Origin of the sequence: Tunturiibacter gelidiferens (assembly GCF_013410115.1) — a bacterium.
GTDB classification, from domain to species: Bacteria; Acidobacteriota; Terriglobia; order Terriglobales; family Acidobacteriaceae; genus Edaphobacter; species Edaphobacter gelidiferens.
The window spans coordinates 1,465,751-1,482,783 of the sequence record NZ_JACCCV010000001.1 but is presented as its reverse complement, the minus strand read 5'-3'; the positions used below and the strand labels follow the sequence as shown (position 1 = coordinate 1,482,783).

At 58.6% G+C, this 17,033-nt stretch carries 13 protein-coding genes; 9 read left to right on the top strand and 4 right to left on the bottom strand.

The annotated features are described in order from the left end of the window. Positions 1–39: 39 nt before the first annotated feature. The 6 genes from HDF12_RS06155 (at position 40) to moaC (ending at position 5,007) form a co-directional block, all read left to right on the top strand. Positions 40–813: a DUF3108 domain-containing protein gene (locus tag HDF12_RS06155; RefSeq protein ID WP_179581691.1), complete on the top strand. Its 774-nt coding sequence runs from the start codon at positions 40–42 to the stop codon at positions 811–813. A gap of 18 nt (positions 814–831) precedes the next feature. Further along, positions 832–1,149, top strand: coding sequence for a putative signal transducing protein (locus HDF12_RS06150; RefSeq protein ID WP_179581690.1), 318 nt, complete (start codon positions 832–834; stop codon positions 1,147–1,149). Continuing rightward, positions 1,136–1,831 (top strand): 7-cyano-7-deazaguanine synthase QueC, encoded by a 696-nt coding sequence (queC, locus tag HDF12_RS06145; RefSeq protein ID WP_179581689.1) that lies wholly within the window; start codon positions 1,136–1,138, stop codon positions 1,829–1,831. The genes HDF12_RS06150 and queC overlap by 14 nt, the downstream gene beginning before the upstream one ends. A gap of 92 nt (positions 1,832–1,923) precedes the next feature. Continuing rightward, on the top strand, positions 1,924–3,117 hold the full coding sequence (locus HDF12_RS06140) for a tetratricopeptide repeat protein (protein ID WP_179581688.1): 1,194 nt from the start codon (positions 1,924–1,926) through the stop codon (positions 3,115–3,117). A gap of 81 nt (positions 3,118–3,198) precedes the next feature. Then, positions 3,199–4,434, top strand: coding sequence for a molybdopterin molybdotransferase MoeA (locus tag HDF12_RS06135; protein WP_179581687.1), 1,236 nt, complete (start codon positions 3,199–3,201; stop codon positions 4,432–4,434). A gap of 9 nt (positions 4,435–4,443) precedes the next feature. After that, the gene (gene moaC, locus HDF12_RS06130; RefSeq protein ID WP_257025376.1) at positions 4,444–5,007 is read left to right on the top strand and encodes a cyclic pyranopterin monophosphate synthase MoaC; all 564 of its coding nucleotides are present in this window, start codon (positions 4,444–4,446) and stop codon (positions 5,005–5,007) included. 1 nt (position 5,008) lies between these two features. Here the strand turns inward: moaC and egtD are convergent, their stop codons facing one another. Further along, positions 5,009–6,091 carry an L-histidine N(alpha)-methyltransferase gene (gene egtD / locus HDF12_RS06125; RefSeq protein ID WP_218892309.1) on the bottom strand — a complete coding sequence of 361 codons (1,083 nt, stop codon included), beginning with the start codon at positions 6,089–6,091 and terminating at the stop codon, positions 5,009–5,011. 166 nt (positions 6,092–6,257) lie between these two features. Then, the gene (locus tag HDF12_RS06120) at positions 6,258–8,009 is read right to left on the bottom strand and encodes an alpha/beta hydrolase (protein WP_179581686.1); all 1,752 of its coding nucleotides are present in this window, start codon (positions 8,007–8,009) and stop codon (positions 6,258–6,260) included. 143 nt (positions 8,010–8,152) lie between these two features. Between HDF12_RS06120 and HDF12_RS06115 the strand changes: the two genes are divergently transcribed. Continuing rightward, positions 8,153–10,990, top strand: coding sequence for a M16 family metallopeptidase (locus HDF12_RS06115; RefSeq protein ID WP_179581685.1), 2,838 nt, complete (start codon positions 8,153–8,155; stop codon positions 10,988–10,990). Between the two features lie 367 nt (positions 10,991–11,357). Here the strand turns inward: HDF12_RS06115 and sucD are convergent, their stop codons facing one another. After that, positions 11,358–12,248, bottom strand: a complete 891-nt coding sequence (sucD, locus tag HDF12_RS06110) for a succinate--CoA ligase subunit alpha (protein ID WP_179581684.1) — start codon at positions 12,246–12,248, stop codon at positions 11,358–11,360. Next, positions 12,248–13,426 carry an ADP-forming succinate--CoA ligase subunit beta gene (gene sucC, locus HDF12_RS06105; protein ID WP_179581683.1) on the bottom strand — a complete coding sequence of 393 codons (1,179 nt, stop codon included), beginning with the start codon at positions 13,424–13,426 and terminating at the stop codon, positions 12,248–12,250. The genes sucD and sucC overlap by 1 nt, the downstream gene beginning before the upstream one ends. A gap of 263 nt (positions 13,427–13,689) precedes the next feature. Here sucC and HDF12_RS06100 point away from each other — a divergent pair, with 263 nt between their 5' ends. Together HDF12_RS06100 and HDF12_RS06095 are read left to right on the top strand one after the other, a co-directional pair. After that, the gene (locus HDF12_RS06100) at positions 13,690–15,303 is read left to right on the top strand and encodes a B12-binding domain-containing radical SAM protein (protein ID WP_179581682.1); all 1,614 of its coding nucleotides are present in this window, start codon (positions 13,690–13,692) and stop codon (positions 15,301–15,303) included. Positions 15,304–15,614: 311 nt separating this feature from the next. Continuing rightward, positions 15,615–16,943, top strand: a complete 1,329-nt coding sequence (locus tag HDF12_RS06095; protein ID WP_218892308.1) for a glucoamylase family protein — start codon at positions 15,615–15,617, stop codon at positions 16,941–16,943. The last annotated feature ends 90 nt before the right edge of the window (positions 16,944–17,033 follow it).

The window sequence follows — 17,033 nt, the reverse complement described above, 5'->3', positions numbered from 1 at the left end:
CTGAAGCCGGAACGGTCTTTCCTTGCATCTTTCTTCCTGATGTCGTGTTCCATAGGTTCGCTGACGGCGAGTGCGCAGCTTCTGGGGTTAGGCGCCAAACCAGCGCCGGTAGTCATTCCAACCCTACAGCCTCCGCAGCCAGGCTTTCCCTTTCCCGAAAAACAAACCCTGACTTTTACTGTTGACTGGCGTGTCTTTACGGCGGGCACAGCAGTATTTCAACTCGAACAGCAAGGGACAGTGCAAAAGATTACAGCCACCGCAGACTCAACCGGCGCCGTGACCATGCTCTTCCCCGTCGTAGACAAGTTCCAGGCCGGGTTCGACACCAAGACCGGTTGCTCCACCGGATTCAGCAAACAATTACAGGAAGGGCGCAGAAAGGTCTCCAGCGAGCTGAGCTTCGATTACTCCCAGGGCAAGCAAAAACAGATCGAGAAAAATCTGGTCAAGGGAACCTCGAAGGAGCAAGTGGCTTCGATTCCAGCCTGCGTGACCGACTCCCTCTCGGCAATCTTTTATGCAGCGTCGCAGCCAATGGCGGTCGGCCAAAGTATCCGGTTCCCCTTGGCGGACTCGATGCGCACCGTGACCGTGGCAATGAAGGTTGAATCCAAAGAAGAGATCAAGACCCCAGCCGGAACCTTCGAGACGCTAAAAGTAGAGCCAACCGCGGATGAGGGAATCGTAAAAAACCGCGGCCATATCTGGGTTTGGTATACCGACGACGCACGTCACATGCCCGTGCAGATTCAGGCACGGCTGTTCTGGGGGACGATCACCTTCCACCTGCAGTCGTACGATACAAAATAAGAAGAAAGACGGCTTTTGATGGCAGATTCAAAACACGACGCAGCATTAGATCCAGACAAAGATCCAGACAAGTTCGTAACCGTAGGCAAGTTTCTCGAGCCCGTGAATGCCCAGATGGCGAAAGGAATGCTCGAGTCGGCGGGAATCGAGTGTTTCCTGCAGGGCGAGAACGCCAATAGCCTGCTGGCGTTGGCCTTTCGAGCAAGGCTGCTGGTGCACAAGCAGGACGAAGAGACCGCACGGGAGATTCTCGGCGAGTCCGTCGGCGAGTTGACCGGAGATGAACTGACCCCATCCGAACAGCGCGAGTTGGAGGCAGGCGATGACGAAGGATGAGCAAGGCCGCCCACGAGCCGTCCTCTGCCTGTCAGGCGGAATGGACTCCAGCGTCTGCGCCGCGCTCACGGCCCGAGACTACGACGTCTTCGCCCTCCACTTCAGCTACGGCCAGAGAACGGAATCGAGGGAACTGCACTCCGCACAGGAGGTCGCCCGCATCGTCGGAGTGAAAGAGCTGCTGCATCTCAAGATCGACCTGTTTCGCCGAATCGGAGGGTCGGCGCTGACCGATGCCTCGATTGCCGTACCGGCGGCGGGGGAGGAAGCGACCATCGGAAACGAAGTCCCAATCACTTATGTTCCATTCCGAAATGCGCATTTCCTCTCAGCCGCGGTAAGCTGGGCCGAGGTTCTGGGTGCCAAGAAGGTCTTTATCGGGGCCGTCGAACAGGACAGTTCGGGGTATCCCGACTGTCGGCCAGCGTATTATGAAGCGTTCAATCAGCTAATCAGGATGGGCACCAAAGACGGACAGATCCAGGTCGTCACTCCGCTGATCCAGATGCGCAAGAGCGAGATCGTCCGGTTGGGAGTTGAACTCGGTGCACCCTTCCATGTAAGTTGGTCATGCTATTCCGGCGAGACCGAGGCCTGCGGCGTTTGCGAGAGCTGCGTTCTGCGACTGCGGGCATTTCGTGACGCCGGAGCGGTCGATCCCATATCGTATGCGGTCGCGTGACCGCTGCATTTTGCATCAAATTTGAGGAAGCAAGAACTGTTTTGCAACGAAGACTTACGCCCCCCATCAATGGGCCAGGAGAAGATAAGAGCATGAAACGTATCGGATGGAAGATAAGCACCCTGGCAGCCGCTCTGCTGGTAATCCTGGCAATCGCGCAGCCCACACGCTTGAAAGCACAAGCAGCCCCGCCCGCGGGAACCGCAAGCATTCATGGCCACATTCTCAATCCCGCCGGCCTGCCAATTACAAAGGGCGAAGTCAGGCTCACAACGGATCGTTCGTCTGACGCGAAGGACCGAAAGTACCCCTACAAGTTTCCCATCGATCAAGATGGCAACTACAAAGGAACCGGGATCGTGGCTGGGACCTATGTAGTCTTCGTCTTCCAGGACGATAAGAGCTTGGACTTCAACGAGAGTGTTCCGATTGCGAAAGACGAAGACAAGCTCCTCGATTTCGACATGTCGCGCGCGGAGTACATCAGTAAGATGAGCCCCGAAGACCGGAAGGCGCTCGAAGAGTACAAGAAGAAGAACGCCGAGGTCGTCGCCGGCAACGCGAAGATTCAGAACCTCAACGCCCTTCTGACTCAGGCCCGCGCCGACAACAAGGCTGGCAACTACGACTCCGCAATCACCGCCATGAAGCAGGCCACCGAAACCAAGCCCGACGAGGGAATTCTGTGGGTCACCCTTGGTGATGCTCAACTTGGGAGCGGAGAGACCGCAGCAAAGGCAGCTAAAGCAGCTGGCACCTCACCGACGGATCCGGCCATCCTCCAGAAGTACACCGATGCCGCTGCCTCCTATAAAAAAGCCGCGGATCTGAATGCCGCTTCCAAGAAACCAAACCCCGAAACCGCCGGCGTAGCTTACAACCAGTTGGGACAGGCGGAGGCCCGTCTGGGTGACGCCAAGGCCTCCTCCGACGCCTACGAGCAGGCTGCCAAGGCCCAACCGGAAAAGGCCGGAATGTACTTCTTCAACGAGGCCGCAACCCTCTACAACTCAGGCAAACTGACCGAGGCGGGTGCTGCTGCCGACAAGGCAATCGCAGCCGATCCGAAGAAGGCGGATGCTTATTACATCAAGGGACAGGCGCTCATTCCACAGGCAACAGTCGATCCGAAAACCCAGAAGATTGTAGCGCCACCGGGTTGCGTCGAAGCCTATCAGGAATACCTTGAACTGGCTCCGGACGGACCACATGCTGCTGATGTGAAGGGTATTCTCGAAGGCATCGGCGCACCGATAAAGTCGACCTTCAAAGCTGGAAAGAAATAATCGCCGGAAAAACCGGAAGGCCCCGGGCGACCCCGCTCGGGGCCTTTCCATTTGTCACGCTGATAGCTGAAGGAGAAGAGGATGCAGTCAGCGGCCGCAGTTCTCGGTTTCGATGAAGCTCTGACGAAGGTGCTTCAACACGCAACCGATCTTCCACGTCCGCCAAGCGAACCGCTCGCGCTGCTGGCCTGCGGAGACCGCGTACTCGCCCAGCCCGTGCTCGCGGATCGCGATCAGCCGCCATTCAATAGGTCGACCCGAGACGGGTTTGCTGTGCGGGCGTCCGACACGCTCGGTCCATTGAAGGTAGTCGGCCAGGTCAGGGCCGGTGAGCAGTGGCGGGGCAGCACCCTCGAACAAAATACCGCGATTGAAATCATGACCGGCGCACCAACTCCAGCAGGCGCCGACGCTGTCGTGATGATCGAACATGTGGAACGCACCAACAACTCGATACGCTTACTTGCTGGACGCCTGATTCGAAGCGGAGAAAACATCGTTCCCCAGGGAAGCGAGGCCCAGGCCGGCCAAACAGTATTGGCCTCTGGCTCTAAAATCGAGGGCGCGGAGGTAGCTCTCGCCGCCTCCTGCGGATACACAGAGCTAGAGATCTATCGCAGGCCAAAGGTAGCCATCGTCGCAACTGGAGACGAACTTGTCGACCTCGCAGCGACGCCCGGGCCGCACCAGATCAGAAACTCGAACAGCTACGGTCTGTCTGAGCTGATCAGGCACGCTGGCGGAGAACCCGTCCAGCTCCCGATTGCTCCGGACCGGCGACCTGAACTCGAACAAACCATTCGTTCCGCACGCCATTGCGAACTTCTGCTGCTGTCCGGTGGCGTTTCCATGGGCAAGTACGACCTGGTCGAAGAGGTACTGCAAAGCCTGCGGGCAGAGTTCTTCTTCACCGGCGTCAAGATGCAGCCAGGCAAACCCCTGGTCTTCGGCAGGTTGCCGGCTGACGACCAGTTCCCCGCCCAATTTTTTTTCGGCCTGCCCGGAAACCCCGTCTCGACTCAAGTGACCTTCCATTGTTTCGTCGAACCGGTGCTCCGTGCGATGGGCGGGTCCGAAGTCCAGGGCCCGCGTTTTCTGCAGGCGACGCTGGCAGAGGGCCTCGCAGGAAAGGCCGGCCTGATGCGTGTGCTCCCCGCCAGATGGACCTCCAACCGAGTCCGCCCAGAGGTACGATTGGTAGGCTGGCAGGGATCAGGCGACTTGGCCGCGAATGCGCAAGCGAACTGCTATGCGGTCCTCCCACCCGACAAAGATCACTTCTCCACCGGGGATGTCATCACGATTCTCCTGCGGTAGGCTTGTAGGATGGACGACGTAGACTACACCTCCGAACAGCTGATGGATGACGCCCCCGAACCTCTCGGCAATGATGCGGACTTCCCTCCCCGGTCCCCGGTCCCGCTGCATCTCTCGCACTACGATCAGACCGGCGAGGCGCACATGGTGGATGTCAGCGACAAGTTGGCAACAAGACGCGAGGCCGTGGCATCAGCGTTCGTCGAGCTGTCCGACGCGGTGCTCGAGGCGCTGCCGCAAAATCCCAAAGGCAATCCCCTCGAGGTGGCGCGGTTCGCAGGTATTCAAGCGGCGAAGCAAACCTCAAGCCTCATTCCGATGTGTCATCAAATAGCGCTGAGCTTCGTAGACATACAGACAAAAATTGTCGAAGGTGGCGTCGCGATCGAAGCAACCGCAGCGACAGTTGCAGGCACAGGCGTTGAGATGGAAGCGATGGTGGCAGCCTCAATCGCGGCGCTAACCATCTACGACATGACCAAGGCACTCGACAAAGGAATACGAATCCGCGAGGTGGTATTGATGCGCAAAACCGGCGGGAAGAGCGGCGACTATCGGCGCGGAAGCCTCTGAATTAGACCGCAGTCGCCAGCGTGACCGCGAACAGATGTTGCGGGTCCTCCCAGGACCTGGTCTTCTTGAAGTTCGCCGACGCGAGAAGTTCCTCAACCGCAGCCGAGGTGAATTTGTAACTGTTTTCGGTGTGAATACTCTCGCCCCGTGCAAAGTCGACAGCGAAGGCAGGACCGCTGGAGTTAGCCGGGACATGAACGCGCTGAGCGATGACCGACTCCAGGTGCATCTCAATGCGTGACTGAGCGGGATTCCAACGAACCCGATGCTGAAAGTTTGCTAACGCAAAATCAGTCCCCAGATCACGATTGAGACGCGCAAGCACGTTCAGATTGAAAGCCGCAGTCACCCCAGCGGCGTCGTCATATGCGGCAAGCAGCGTGGCTACAGTTTTATTGGCGTGTGGGCCACCGTTCGGCGCCAGGTCCGTGCCCAGCAAAAGAGTATCCCCGGGAAGCAACTGCGCGCGGAGGTTGCGAAGAACATCCCTCGCATCCTCCGGCATGAAATTACCAATACTGGAACCAATGTAAAGAGCCAGCGTCCGCGTGTCGGGTAGGCGGTTGAGCGGGAGAGCCTCACGAGTGTAGTCAGCGACTTGAGAGCGGACCGTCACGCCAGGAATATTGGCGAGAATATTTTCACTGGCCTCGGCGAGAGCCGTCTCGGAAACATCAACAGGCTGGTACACCACACTCCCCTGCTGGCGAACGGCTTCCGCCAGAAGGATGCCGGTCTTGGTCGCCGTTCCAGCACCTAGCTCGATCAGGGTAAGCTTTCCGCTCGGCCCCTGACCAAGCGCAGCCTCGCGAAGAATCTCATCGGCGTTGGCCGCAAAGATGCCACGCTCGGTCCGGGTCAGATAGTACTCCGGCAGCTCCGTGATCTGTTCGAAGAGGCGCGAACCAGACTCATCGTAGAAGAGCCACGGGGACAGGGTCTTAGGCGTAGCAGACAGGCCCACGCGTGCTTCAAAGGCGACGGCATCAGTAATACTGATCAGCGGTGCGTCTGGCGCGAAGATAGTTGTTGGCACGTCTAGTCCCCCGGCGGATTTGATAGCGGAGTGGAAGGCGTGCCTCAAGGATCGATCTCCACCGCTGCCTCAGTTTGATGCATTTGAAAGGGATTTTGTGCAATTTAATCTTTACTGACTTAGATCTTTTGCAGGCTGAAATCGATCGGAATCCAAAGAAAGCCCAATTTATTGCTGATTTCAAGTTAACTTCTGCAAAAGCCGACCGTCTGTCCTAGTACCGCCAACTCGTAACATCTGCCCCGGCCGGTGCCGTCTTCTCGATGCGATCCATGATCTTCGGCAGGTACATAGTGTTGTAGTGCAGCCGCGACAGCGCATTCGGCAGCGTCGGATCCCCATTCCAGCAGTGCTCTGCCCGCGGGCCATAGAGCACCTCGCCGTCATAGGCCACGCCATGCCCAGGCGTTCCCGTCGCCTTCAAAAAGTCCTCCATCAGATAAACCGCATCGTTCAAGAAATAGGTGTCGTCGCTGCCCACATACAGGTGAATCTTTCCCTGCAGCTTAGGCCCCAGCGTCTTCCAATCCCGTTGCAACTTCGCGTTCAGGTCATAGTGCTCCTTCCAATACTCTGCGACCTTGTGATCGATCGCCCCGGTCTCCTTATCGAAGATCGGCTCCGGATACCCATCCTTCCCTTGCGGCGAATACACCGCCTGCCAGATGTCAAACTGCTCTCCAGATCGTCCATGATCCCCCAGCGCCGCCTCATACGCAATGTTGTCCCTCATCGAGATCAGCGTATGCCCCAGATAGTCCCGCATCGCCGGCTGTTCCACCTGCTTGTTCGCGCCCTGCAGGTAAAACATATTCGCATCTTTATAAAGATCCCGCGACATATACGCATGAAAGTCCACCGGATCGGGACAAGCCACAAACGCCCCGTTATAGTGGTCCGGATAGAAGATCTGCACCGCCAGCGACTCCCATCCGCCCGTCGACCCGCCATACATGAACCGCGCCCAGCTTTGCCCGATCCCGCGAAACTGCTTCTCCACCGCAGGAACCAGCTCCGTCTCAATCGCATCTCCATACGGCCCCAGGTTCGCCGAGTTCACCGCATACGAATCGTCATAGTAAGGATTCGCATGTTGAATCTTCATAATCAAAACACGGGGAAACTTCGGACTGGCCCACTGCTGATACTCCTTGTAAGCTTCCTCCTGCTGGATCCGGTTATATCCCGCAAGATGAAATCGCTCCGAGTAGTTCGGCTTCAAATTCGGATCCGGCGGTGTCGTCCTAAAGTCATCAAACCCCGTCACAAAGTGATCGTGAAAGATGATCAGAGGATAATGCGCCTCACTATGTTCATCGAATCCCTCCGGCACCAGCACCACCGCACTCAGATACGTCGGCGTCCCCCAGAACTTCGTCAGCAGCGCACTCTGAATCTTGATATGCCGAACATATTTTGTATCCGCTTCAGGCACAATTGGCGGAATCACCTGATCCAGCGAGATCGCGATCGGCGCACTGCCCGGCCCGACGTGCACCTTCACCGCCTTGCTATACAAATTCCCCGGCGCAAGATTCCAATGCTTCCCTTCGCCCCGGTCCGGCGACAGCTTGATCGTCTTCCCATCCGCACGATGGAACGTTTCATAAACATCTAGTACCGCCTGCACCGTGTAATCCCCCGCCGGCACGTCCTTCAAACTCTTGATTGGATAACCCGCAGCCTTATCGTCCACCACAACGCTCTCGCCCGGCTTTAGCCCATCCACAGTAACCCCAAACACCATCTGGCTCCGCGGCGTGTCGTCGATCTGCATCCGAGGCTCCTCCGATGGATCATTCGACAACAGCAGCAACACCCGTCCGTCCAGCGGCTTCGCCGACTGCGCAGCAGGAAAAGAAACCGAAACCGCCTGAACACCGGTCTGAGCATTCCCAGCCTCAGAGTTCAAACACACACACGCAGCAGCCAACGTTAGAACGCAGGGGATCGAATGGAGACGCATTGGGGCAGTATACAAACCCGAGAGCCGCAACACCGCATTATCTTCAGGTCATTCGCCCACCAGGTTGATATCATCCTTTCACCATTGCAATCTGAGTACGCAGGCACTCTCTAAAAAACCTGCCGGGCCTCCGTGGAGAACAGATGAAAGCACCCCAGTTCGCATTCAAAAAATTTGCCGCAGCACTTTTATGCGGCCTTGTAACTACGCCAATGGCAATTGCTGCAGACAATCTGCCGGCCGCCAAGCCACTGAAGCTCCCCGAACTCAAGTACGAAAAGTACACCCTCCCCAACGGTCTCGTCGTCCTCACTCACGAAGACCATCGCCTCCCCCTCGTCGCCATCGACCTCTGGTATCACGTCGGACCACTCAACGAGCGGGCTGGCCGCACCGGCTTCGCCCACCTCTTCGAGCACATGATGTTCGAAGGCTCCGAGCACGTCGGCGAAAAAGCCCACATCAAATACCTTGAAGGCGCAGGCGCCACCGACATCAACGGCACCACCGACTTCGACCGCACCAACTACTTCGAGACCCTCCCCAGCAACCAGCTCGAGCTGGGCCTCTGGCTCGAAAGCGACCGCATGGGCTTTCTCCTGGAAGGCCTCGACCGCGTCAAGCTCACCAACCAGCGCGACGTCGTACGCAACGAGCGCCGCCAGGGCGAAGGCACTCCCTACGCGCTCGCCGACGAGCAGGCGTACCACATGCTCTTCCCCCACGAGCACCCCTACTACGCCTCCGTCATCGGCTCCCACGCCGACATCGAAGCCGCCCGCATCAACGACATCCGCGACTTTCACCAGCACTTCTACACCCCCAACAACGCCAGCATCGCCATCGCCGGCGACTTCGACGCCGCAAAGCTAAAAGCTCTCCTCACAAAATACTTCGGCCCTATCCCACAAGGCCCACCCGTCGAACCCGTCACCGTCAAAACCCCACCCATCAACGCCCAAAAACGCGCAACCGTCACCGACTCCGTCCAACTCCCGCGCCTCTCCGTAGCCTGGCTCACCCCTCCCGTCTTCACTCCCGGCGACGCAGAAACCGATCTTCTCGTTCACATCCTCGGCGGAGGCAAAGCCAGCCGTCTCTACCGCAAGCTCGTCTACGAGCAACAAGTCGCCCAGACCGTAACCTGCAATCTCAACGATCTCAAGCTGGGCTCCATCGCCCAGTGCGATATCACCGCCAAACCCGGTGTCTCGCTCGACACCCTTGAAGCCGCCCTCTGGAAAGAAATAGCCAGCCTCCAATCCGAAGGGCCCACGCAAGCCGAACTCGACCGCGCCCGCACCGTCGACGTCACCGCCAAGATCACCGGCCTCCAGCGCCTCGGAGGCTTCGGCGGCGTAGCCGACACCCTCGATCGCTACAACCAGTTCCTCGACGACCCCGGCTACCTTCCTAAGGACATTGCTCGCTATCAGGCCGCAACCATTGCCTCCGTCAAGCAAGCCGCCACGCAGTACCTCGGCAAAGATCAAAGCGTCGTCGTCAACTGCGTGCCCGGCAAAAAAGTAGTCGATGACGTCCCGCGCAGCCCGGACAACACTGACGCCGACGTCAAACTCACCGCCCCCTACACCGCGCAGTTCGAAGACCAGCAGAACTGGCGCAAGACCGCACCCGCACCCGGCCCAACCACCGCCTTCCACCTCCCCGTCCCCAAAACCTTCACCCTCGCCAACGGCCTCCAGGTCTATCTCCTCGAAGATCACTCTCTTCCTGTCTTCAGCGCCGCAGTGGTAGCCCGCGCCGGCAGCGAGTCCGACACACCCGCGAAGGCTGGCCTCGCAGGGTTCACCGCCCGTCTCCTCACCGAAGGCACCACCCAGCGCTCCGCTACCACACTCGCCGACAACGCCGAGCAGATCGGCACCACCCTCACCTCCGCCGCCGACGTAGACAGCGCCAACGCCAGTCTCAATGCGCTCAGCAACAACACTGAAGCGGGCCTCGACCTCCTCTCCGACGTCATTGAGCACCCCGCCTTCGCCCCTGAAGAGGTTGAGCGCATTCGCAAGCAGCGCCTCGTCGCCATCCTCCAGGAAGGCGACCAGCCCGTAGCCTCCGTCCTCCGCGTTGGTTTCCACACCCTCTACGGGGACCACCCCTACGGCATCCGCTCCATCGGCAACACCGATGGAATCAAATCCATCACCCACGACGACATCACCAGCTTCTGGCAAGCCCACTACGGCCCCAAGGACTCCGCACTCGTCCTTGCCGGCGACGTTACTGAATCCGAAGTCAAGCACCTCACCGACAAGTACTTCGCCCCCTGGTCCGGCTCCGCAGCCACAACCATCGCCGTACCTCCTGCCCCCGCCCCACCCGGCCTCAAGATCGTCATCGTCGACAAACCCGGCGCACCACAAACCGCACTCTTCGCCATCGGCCTCGGCCTTCCTCGCACCACGCCCGATTACCCCGCCGTCATGATCATGAATAACGTCCTCGGAGGCCTCTTCGCCAGCCGCATCAACATGAACCTGCGCGAAGAACACGGCTACACCTACGGCGCCACCTCAGGCTTCATGATGTACCGCACTGGAGGCCCCTTCTACAGCGGAGCCCAGGTCCGCACCGACGTCACCGCTCCCGCCGCCAAGCAGCTCATGCTCGAACTCAACCGCATCCGCACCGAGCCTCCCACCGAAGCCGAACTCAAACTGGCAAAGGACTCGCTCCTCCACTCACTCCCCGGAGACTTTGAAACCACCAAAGCCTCCATCGGCGGCCTCCGTCAACTCTTCGTCTACAGCCTCCCCCTCGACTACTTCGCCAAGCTACCCGCCCGGTACGAAGCCGTCACCCCCGCCGAAGTATCAAAGGCCGCCCAAACCGACGTCCATCCCGACCAGCTCATCCTTATGGCCGTAGGTGACCGCGCCAAAATCGAACCCGGCTTAAAGGAACTCAACCTAGGCCCCATCGAGTACCGCGACACCACCGGCACCCTCATCAAATAACCCTCCGTAACAACGAAGTGATCAGCGCTTCCCAACAAAAAAGAGCCGCAGAGCACTCACTCTGCGGCCTTTCTCTCTCAACGCCCAATAAATCTTGTCATCCTAAGTGGAGCGAAGAACGCCTGCATTTGCATTTGGCTTTGACTTTGCTTTTGCTTTCTCCTGCAAAACCGTAGAAGCGTCATCTCGACCGAAGCTGCTCACAGTCTCATCGTGAGCAGCGCAGTGGAGAGACCCCCGTATTTTGCAGTTGCCTCTGCATCTAGGTACCCCCAAGGCTTTGGCCTTGGGTCTCTAAATCAGCGCATCAGGAGGGGCTTTAGCCCCTGGGTATGCCTTCTCCCTGCCACATCTACAACCGAAGAAACTAAGCCTTCCCCAGCACCTTCGCCATAGCCTCACCAATCTCCGCAGGCGACTTCACCACCGTAATCCCAGCCTCGGTCATAGCCTTCATCTTGTCCGCAGCCGTCCCCTCGCCGCCCGAGATGATCGCCCCCGCATGTCCCATCCGCCTCCCCGGAGGAGCCGTCTGCCCGGCAATAAACCCAACCACCGGCTTCTTCACATGCTCCTTGATGTACATCGCCGCAGCCTCTTCCGCCGACCCGCCGATCTCACCGATCATGATGATCGCCTCAGTCTCCGGATCCTCATTCAGCAGCTTCAGCGCATCGATATGCGTCGTCCCAATAATCGGGTCGCCCCCAATCCCAATCGCCGTCGACTGCCCAATCCCCCGCGTCGTCAGCTGGTACACCGCCTCATACGTCAGCGTGCCCGACTTCGAAACAATCCCCACCGAGCCTTCCTTGTGAATCCGCCCCGGCATAATCCCAACCTTAGCTTTACCCGGCGAAATCACCCCCGGACAATTAGGCCCAATCAGACGCGTCCCCTTGCCGTTTAATCCGGTCCCTTTCACAAACTCCCACACCTTCACCATGTCGAGCACAGGAATCCCCTCGGTAATGCAGATCACAAGAGGCACCCCTGCAGCCGAAGCCTCCAGAATCCCATCCGCAGCAAACGGCGGCGGCACAAAGATCACCGACACATTCGCCCCCGTCTCCTTCACCGCCTCTTCGACGGTGTTGAACACTGGCCAACCCTCATGCGTAGTCCCACCCTTACCCGGCGTCACACCACCCACAACCTTCGTCCCATACTCCGCGCAGCCCTTCGCGTGAAAAGTACCCTCACGCCCCGTAATCCCCTGCACAATCAGCCGCGTATTCTTGTCAACCAAAACCGCCATTACTTGCCACCTTTCGCAGCAGCCACAGCAAGATCCGCGGCTTCCTTCATCGTCGTGCCCACCTGAAAGTTCAATCCCGAGTCCGCCAGAATCTTCCGGCCCTCTTCCACGTTCGTTCCTTCGAGCCGCAGAATAATCGGAATCTTCACGCCCAGCTTCTTCGCGGCATTCACCACGCCCTGAGCCAGCACATCCACGCGCAAAATTCCGCCAAAGATATTGATGAAGATCGCCTTCACATTCGGATCGCTCAGCAAAATCCCAAACGCATTCTCAATCTGCTCCTGGTTCGCGCCACCGCCGACATCGAGGAAGTTCGCCGCACTCCCACCCGCATACTGAATGATGTCCATCGTCGCCATCGCAAGCCCAGCGCCGTTCACCATGCAGGCGATCGTGCCATCCAGCTTGATGTAGTTGAGCGCAAACTTGCTCGCCTCAACCTCCAGCGGATCTTCCTCCGCCAGATCGCGAAGCTCCTTCAGATCCTTATGCCGGAACATCGCATTGTCATCAAAGTTGATCTTGCAATCGAGCGCCAGCAGCTTGTCATCCTTCGTCGTGATGAAAGGATTGATCTCCATCAGCGTCGAATCCGTCTCCACAAACGCCTTGTACAACCCTGTCATAAACTTCACGGCATCGTTGATCTGCGTCGTCTTCAATCCCAGCTTGAACGCCAGCTTCCGCGCCTGATAAGGCGCAAAACCCACCGCCGGATCGATGTACTCCTTGTAGATAAGCTCCGGCGTAGCATGCGCCACCTCTTCAATCTCCATCCCACCCGACTGCGAGGCCATAAACACCACCTTCGCCGAAGCCCGGTCCAGCACCAGCCCGAGATAAAGCTCCCGCTCGATCGCCGATCCCTCTTCGATCAGCAGTCTCTGCACCTTCTGCCCGGCAGGCCCCGTCTGGTGCGTCACCAACTGCATCCCCAGAATCGCCTTCGCCGCCGCATTCGCCTCTTCGAGTGTCCTCGCCAGCTTGACGCCACCGCCCTTGCCACGCCCACCGGCATGAATCTGCGCCTTCACCACCACAACTTTATTTCCCGCACCAAACAGGCTCTTCGCCGTGGTATCAGCCTGTTCCAGGGTTGTCGCCATCTCGCCGCCCGGAACCGGCACACTGTACTTCCGCAGAATCTCTTTTGCCTGATACTCGTGAATTTTCATGAATGCCTTTGAAATTACGCTCGCGCGAGAAGTGTAGCGGACTCTCACAATCCCTCGCAATCAGAAACTCGCACAGATGTGCGTTTATCGCCCGTCCCTCTGCGCGTAACCTTAAGCCTGCCTTCATCTTGCCTCTGTATGATAGGCAACATAGTCTGGCGGGAATCTTCCCGGCCGGCACTCGGGCCCAGCCGCAGCTAGGTGCTGATTCGTTCCACTCTCAAACACTCTGTGAAACCACCGTAATCAGCAAAGTTGGATTCTTGAGTGTTCATCTCGTAAATCCCAGCGATAACTCCTTTGGGACCGCTGTAATCACCCCTCGTTGGCTCTTCGTCCTCGCCGCCGCAACTCCCTCCCTCGCAGGCGACCCCATCCTCATCGACGAATCCATTGAACAAATAATCCCCGAATCCATCCAGTCCGGCGACATCGTCGGCATCAGCGTCCACACCGGCAACGCCCTCCGCGGCTACGAGGTCGGACGCATCGCCCGCGAGCGCGGAGCCTGGGTCATCTACGGCGGCATCCACGCCACCCTCTTCCCCGAAGAGGCCTTCGAACGAGGCGAAGCCCATGCCGAAGTCAAAGGCGACGGCGACATCGCCTGGGGCAAAGCCGTCACTGATATTCTCTCCGGCGCAGACCCCGAAAAGATCTACGAAGGCGGTCGCATCGGCGGCACCGACTTCCTCGCCGCCCGCTGGGATCTCATGCCCCGCGACAAGTACATGTGGGCCTCCGTCCAAACCATCCGTGGCTGCCCCAAGCACTGCTCCTTCTGCAGCGTCTGGCGCACCGACGGCCAGCAGCCCCGCCAGCGCCCCCACCAGTCCGTCATCGACGAGATCGTCAACCTCCGCCAGATCGGCTTCCGCTTCATCGCCCTCGCCGACGACAACTTCTACCCCGTCACCCTCACCGACCTCCGCCTCGCACGCGAACAAAACAACGAAGCCAAACTCGCCGAACTCACCGCCATCCGCGCCGAACGCTTCCTCCTCATGGCCGAACTAGCCAAACTCCCCAAAGACATGGTCTTCTTCACCCAGATCACCATGGAAGCCGGCGAAGACGGCGAGTACCTCGACGCCATGCGCAAAGCCAACATCAAAGGCGCACTCGTAGGCGTAGAAGCCGTCACTCCCGAAGGCCTCAAAGCCGTCTTCAAAGACTTCAACTACTCCGGTGAAGCGCTAGCCCGCCAGCTCCAAACCTTCAAAAAGCACGGAGTCCACGTCCTCGGCTCCTTCATCTTCGGCCTCCCCACCGACAAGCCCGCCACCTTCGACGCCACAGTCGAGATGGCCCTCAAAGCCGGCGTCACCTTCGCCCAATTTGTCATGATGACGCCCTTCCCCGGCACCGTAGACTTCGCCCGCTGGGAAAAGGAGCAAGCCAAAGCACCCGAAGTCGTCGCAACACCCACCGGCGACATCCCCATCACCCGCTACTGGCTAATCCCCACCGCCATCCGCCCCAAAATGTTCACGCCCCATCCCTCTATGAGCTCCGCCGAGATCAGCCAGCGCACTCAAAAAGTCTGGGACCGCTTCTACGACTGGACCTCCATCTGGCAGCGCAGCGCCTGCACTCCCACCCTCCGCGCCCGCGTCGCCTTCATGTTCCTCTCCAAGCTCTACCGCCAGATGTACGCCGGCACCGGCATCTCCACCGACAGCGCCCGCCGCAAAAAATCCAAAACCTGGGCCCGCTGGACCGCGAAGCAGTGCCGCAAACTCTTCGCCGCCAAACCCATGCCCGAACTCCAATCCCCAGCATGGGAACACGCCTTCTCCTCCGCCAACCTCCGCCGCCCAGCCTTCCTCGGCCCCCAGGAGAATCCATCCCCCTTCACAGTCATCACAAAATCCTGAAGAAGAACATTGAAACTAAAAGTTGGCGCTTTGAAGGGGCTGCGTAGATACCCAATTTAGCTTTGGGAATACAAGCTCGATTCCCGGGACTAGTGATGCAAACGGACCCAGGCCCCGTTCAATGAGTGCATAGGCCTGATAGCGTTAACCATAACCTCCGGCTCTGGTCTCCTCTCCGTTACACTGACCGGACCATGCCCAGCGAGCCTCCGAGACTGACCCGCCGCAGTTTCCTCAGCGCTGCTGCCGCCGGAATTGTTTCTAGTCCGACATGGGCGAAGGCCGCTACGGCGCGCGTTTCGGATTCCCAGTTGCTCAGCGATATTGCGCATCGCACTTTTTCCTTTTACTGGGAGCGTGTGAACCATAGCAACGGCCTGATGGCAGATCGTTGGTCGACGCCGGCCGCTTGCAGCATCACGGGGACAGGCTTCGCTCTAACTGCTTGGCCAATTGGAGTTGAGCGCGGTTGGATCACACGCGATCAGGCACGAGACATCACGCTGCGGACGCTGCGGTTCTTTGAGCAGTTACCGCAGGGCGAACAACGGTCTGGCACCGCGGGCTATCGTGGCTTCTTTTACCACCTTATCGATATGGAGACCGGACTACGGTTGCCAGATTGGGAACTTTCAACAATTGATACCTGCTGGCTGCAAATGGGCATGGCATTTGCGCAAGGCTGGTTCGACCAGGAGGATGAGAAGGAAAAGGAGATCCGTGCACTCGCGCAACGTCTGCTGGATCGCACCGAATGGGATTGGATGCAGGCCAATAGCACGGGCGGCAAAGCCATCTCGATGGGCTGGCATCCGGAGAGCGGCTTTATTGAGCGAAATTGGGATGGCTATAACGAGGGCATGGCGCTCTATTTCCTCGCGCTCGGCTCACGGTCTCACCAGGCTAAGGAGGGTGCCTTCGAGGCATGGACTGCGCCCTTCCCAAAATATTGGCGTGGAGAAGGTGCGAACCGCTACCTCTCCTTTGCGCCGCACTTTGCGCATCAATATGGGGCCGTGTGGGTTGACTATCGCGGCATCTATGATGCGACCACGCGCGCGGCCGGGTTTGACTATTTCGAGAATTCCCGCCGCGCCACCTATGCGCAGCGCAACTATGCCATGGCCAACCCCATGGGTTGGGATAGTTATTCCAAGGACATCTGGGGCCTCAGCGCCTGCGATGGACCAGGTGATCTAGTCATAAATTTCAAAGGCAAGCCGACGCAGTTTTATGGCTATGCGGCCTATGGGCCGAAGGGCATGCCCGACGAGGAAGACTATGGCACCCTTGCCCCCACCGCCGCGGTAGCCTCGATTCCCTTTGCACCCGAGATTTGCATCCCTGCGGCCTGGGCCTTACGCAATTTCCAAGGTGGGCGGCTTTACGGCAAGTACGGTTTTTTCGATTCGTTCAACCCTAGCTTCCGTGATACCCATGTCAGCCTTAGGTCAGGCAGCGTTGATGGGCGCTTAGGCTGGGTTGACAATGATTATCTCAGCGACAATCAGGGGCCAATTCTAGGCATGATCGCGAATTACAAAACGGGGATCATCTGGAACGCCACCCGCAAAGTGCCCAACCTGGTGCGTGGTTTGAAGCGAGCAGGCTTTACCGGCGGTTGGTTGAATGGGGCATAAGATCAACCACTGCGACTCAAACGGAACCATATGAAGACGAGCGTGCGCTCTGCCGTGAAAGTGATGTTTCAGCGTAGGGCGTCAATGTCT

What these genes read in the sequence shown, in the direction of transcription:
- HDF12_RS06155 (WP_179581691.1), top strand. Translation starts at nt 40, where the DNA reads ATGTCGTGTTCCATAGGTTCGCTGACGGCGAGTGCGCAGCTTCTGGGG.
- HDF12_RS06150 (WP_179581690.1), top strand. Translation starts at nt 832, where the DNA reads ATGGCAGATTCAAAACACGACGCAGCATTAGATCCAGACAAAGATCCA.
- queC (WP_179581689.1), top strand. Translation starts at nt 1,136, where the DNA reads ATGACGAAGGATGAGCAAGGCCGCCCACGAGCCGTCCTCTGCCTGTCA.
- HDF12_RS06140 (WP_179581688.1), top strand. Translation starts at nt 1,924, where the DNA reads ATGAAACGTATCGGATGGAAGATAAGCACCCTGGCAGCCGCTCTGCTG.
- HDF12_RS06135 (WP_179581687.1), top strand. Translation starts at nt 3,199, where the DNA reads ATGCAGTCAGCGGCCGCAGTTCTCGGTTTCGATGAAGCTCTGACGAAG.
- moaC (WP_257025376.1), top strand. Translation starts at nt 4,444, where the DNA reads ATGGACGACGTAGACTACACCTCCGAACAGCTGATGGATGACGCCCCC.
- HDF12_RS06120 (WP_179581686.1), bottom strand. Translation starts at nt 8,009, where the DNA reads ATGCGTCTCCATTCGATCCCCTGCGTTCTAACGTTGGCTGCTGCGTGT.
- HDF12_RS06115 (WP_179581685.1), top strand. Translation starts at nt 8,153, where the DNA reads ATGAAAGCACCCCAGTTCGCATTCAAAAAATTTGCCGCAGCACTTTTA.
- sucD (WP_179581684.1), bottom strand. Translation starts at nt 12,248, where the DNA reads ATGGCGGTTTTGGTTGACAAGAATACGCGGCTGATTGTGCAGGGGATT.
- sucC (WP_179581683.1), bottom strand. Translation starts at nt 13,426, where the DNA reads ATGAAAATTCACGAGTATCAGGCAAAAGAGATTCTGCGGAAGTACAGT.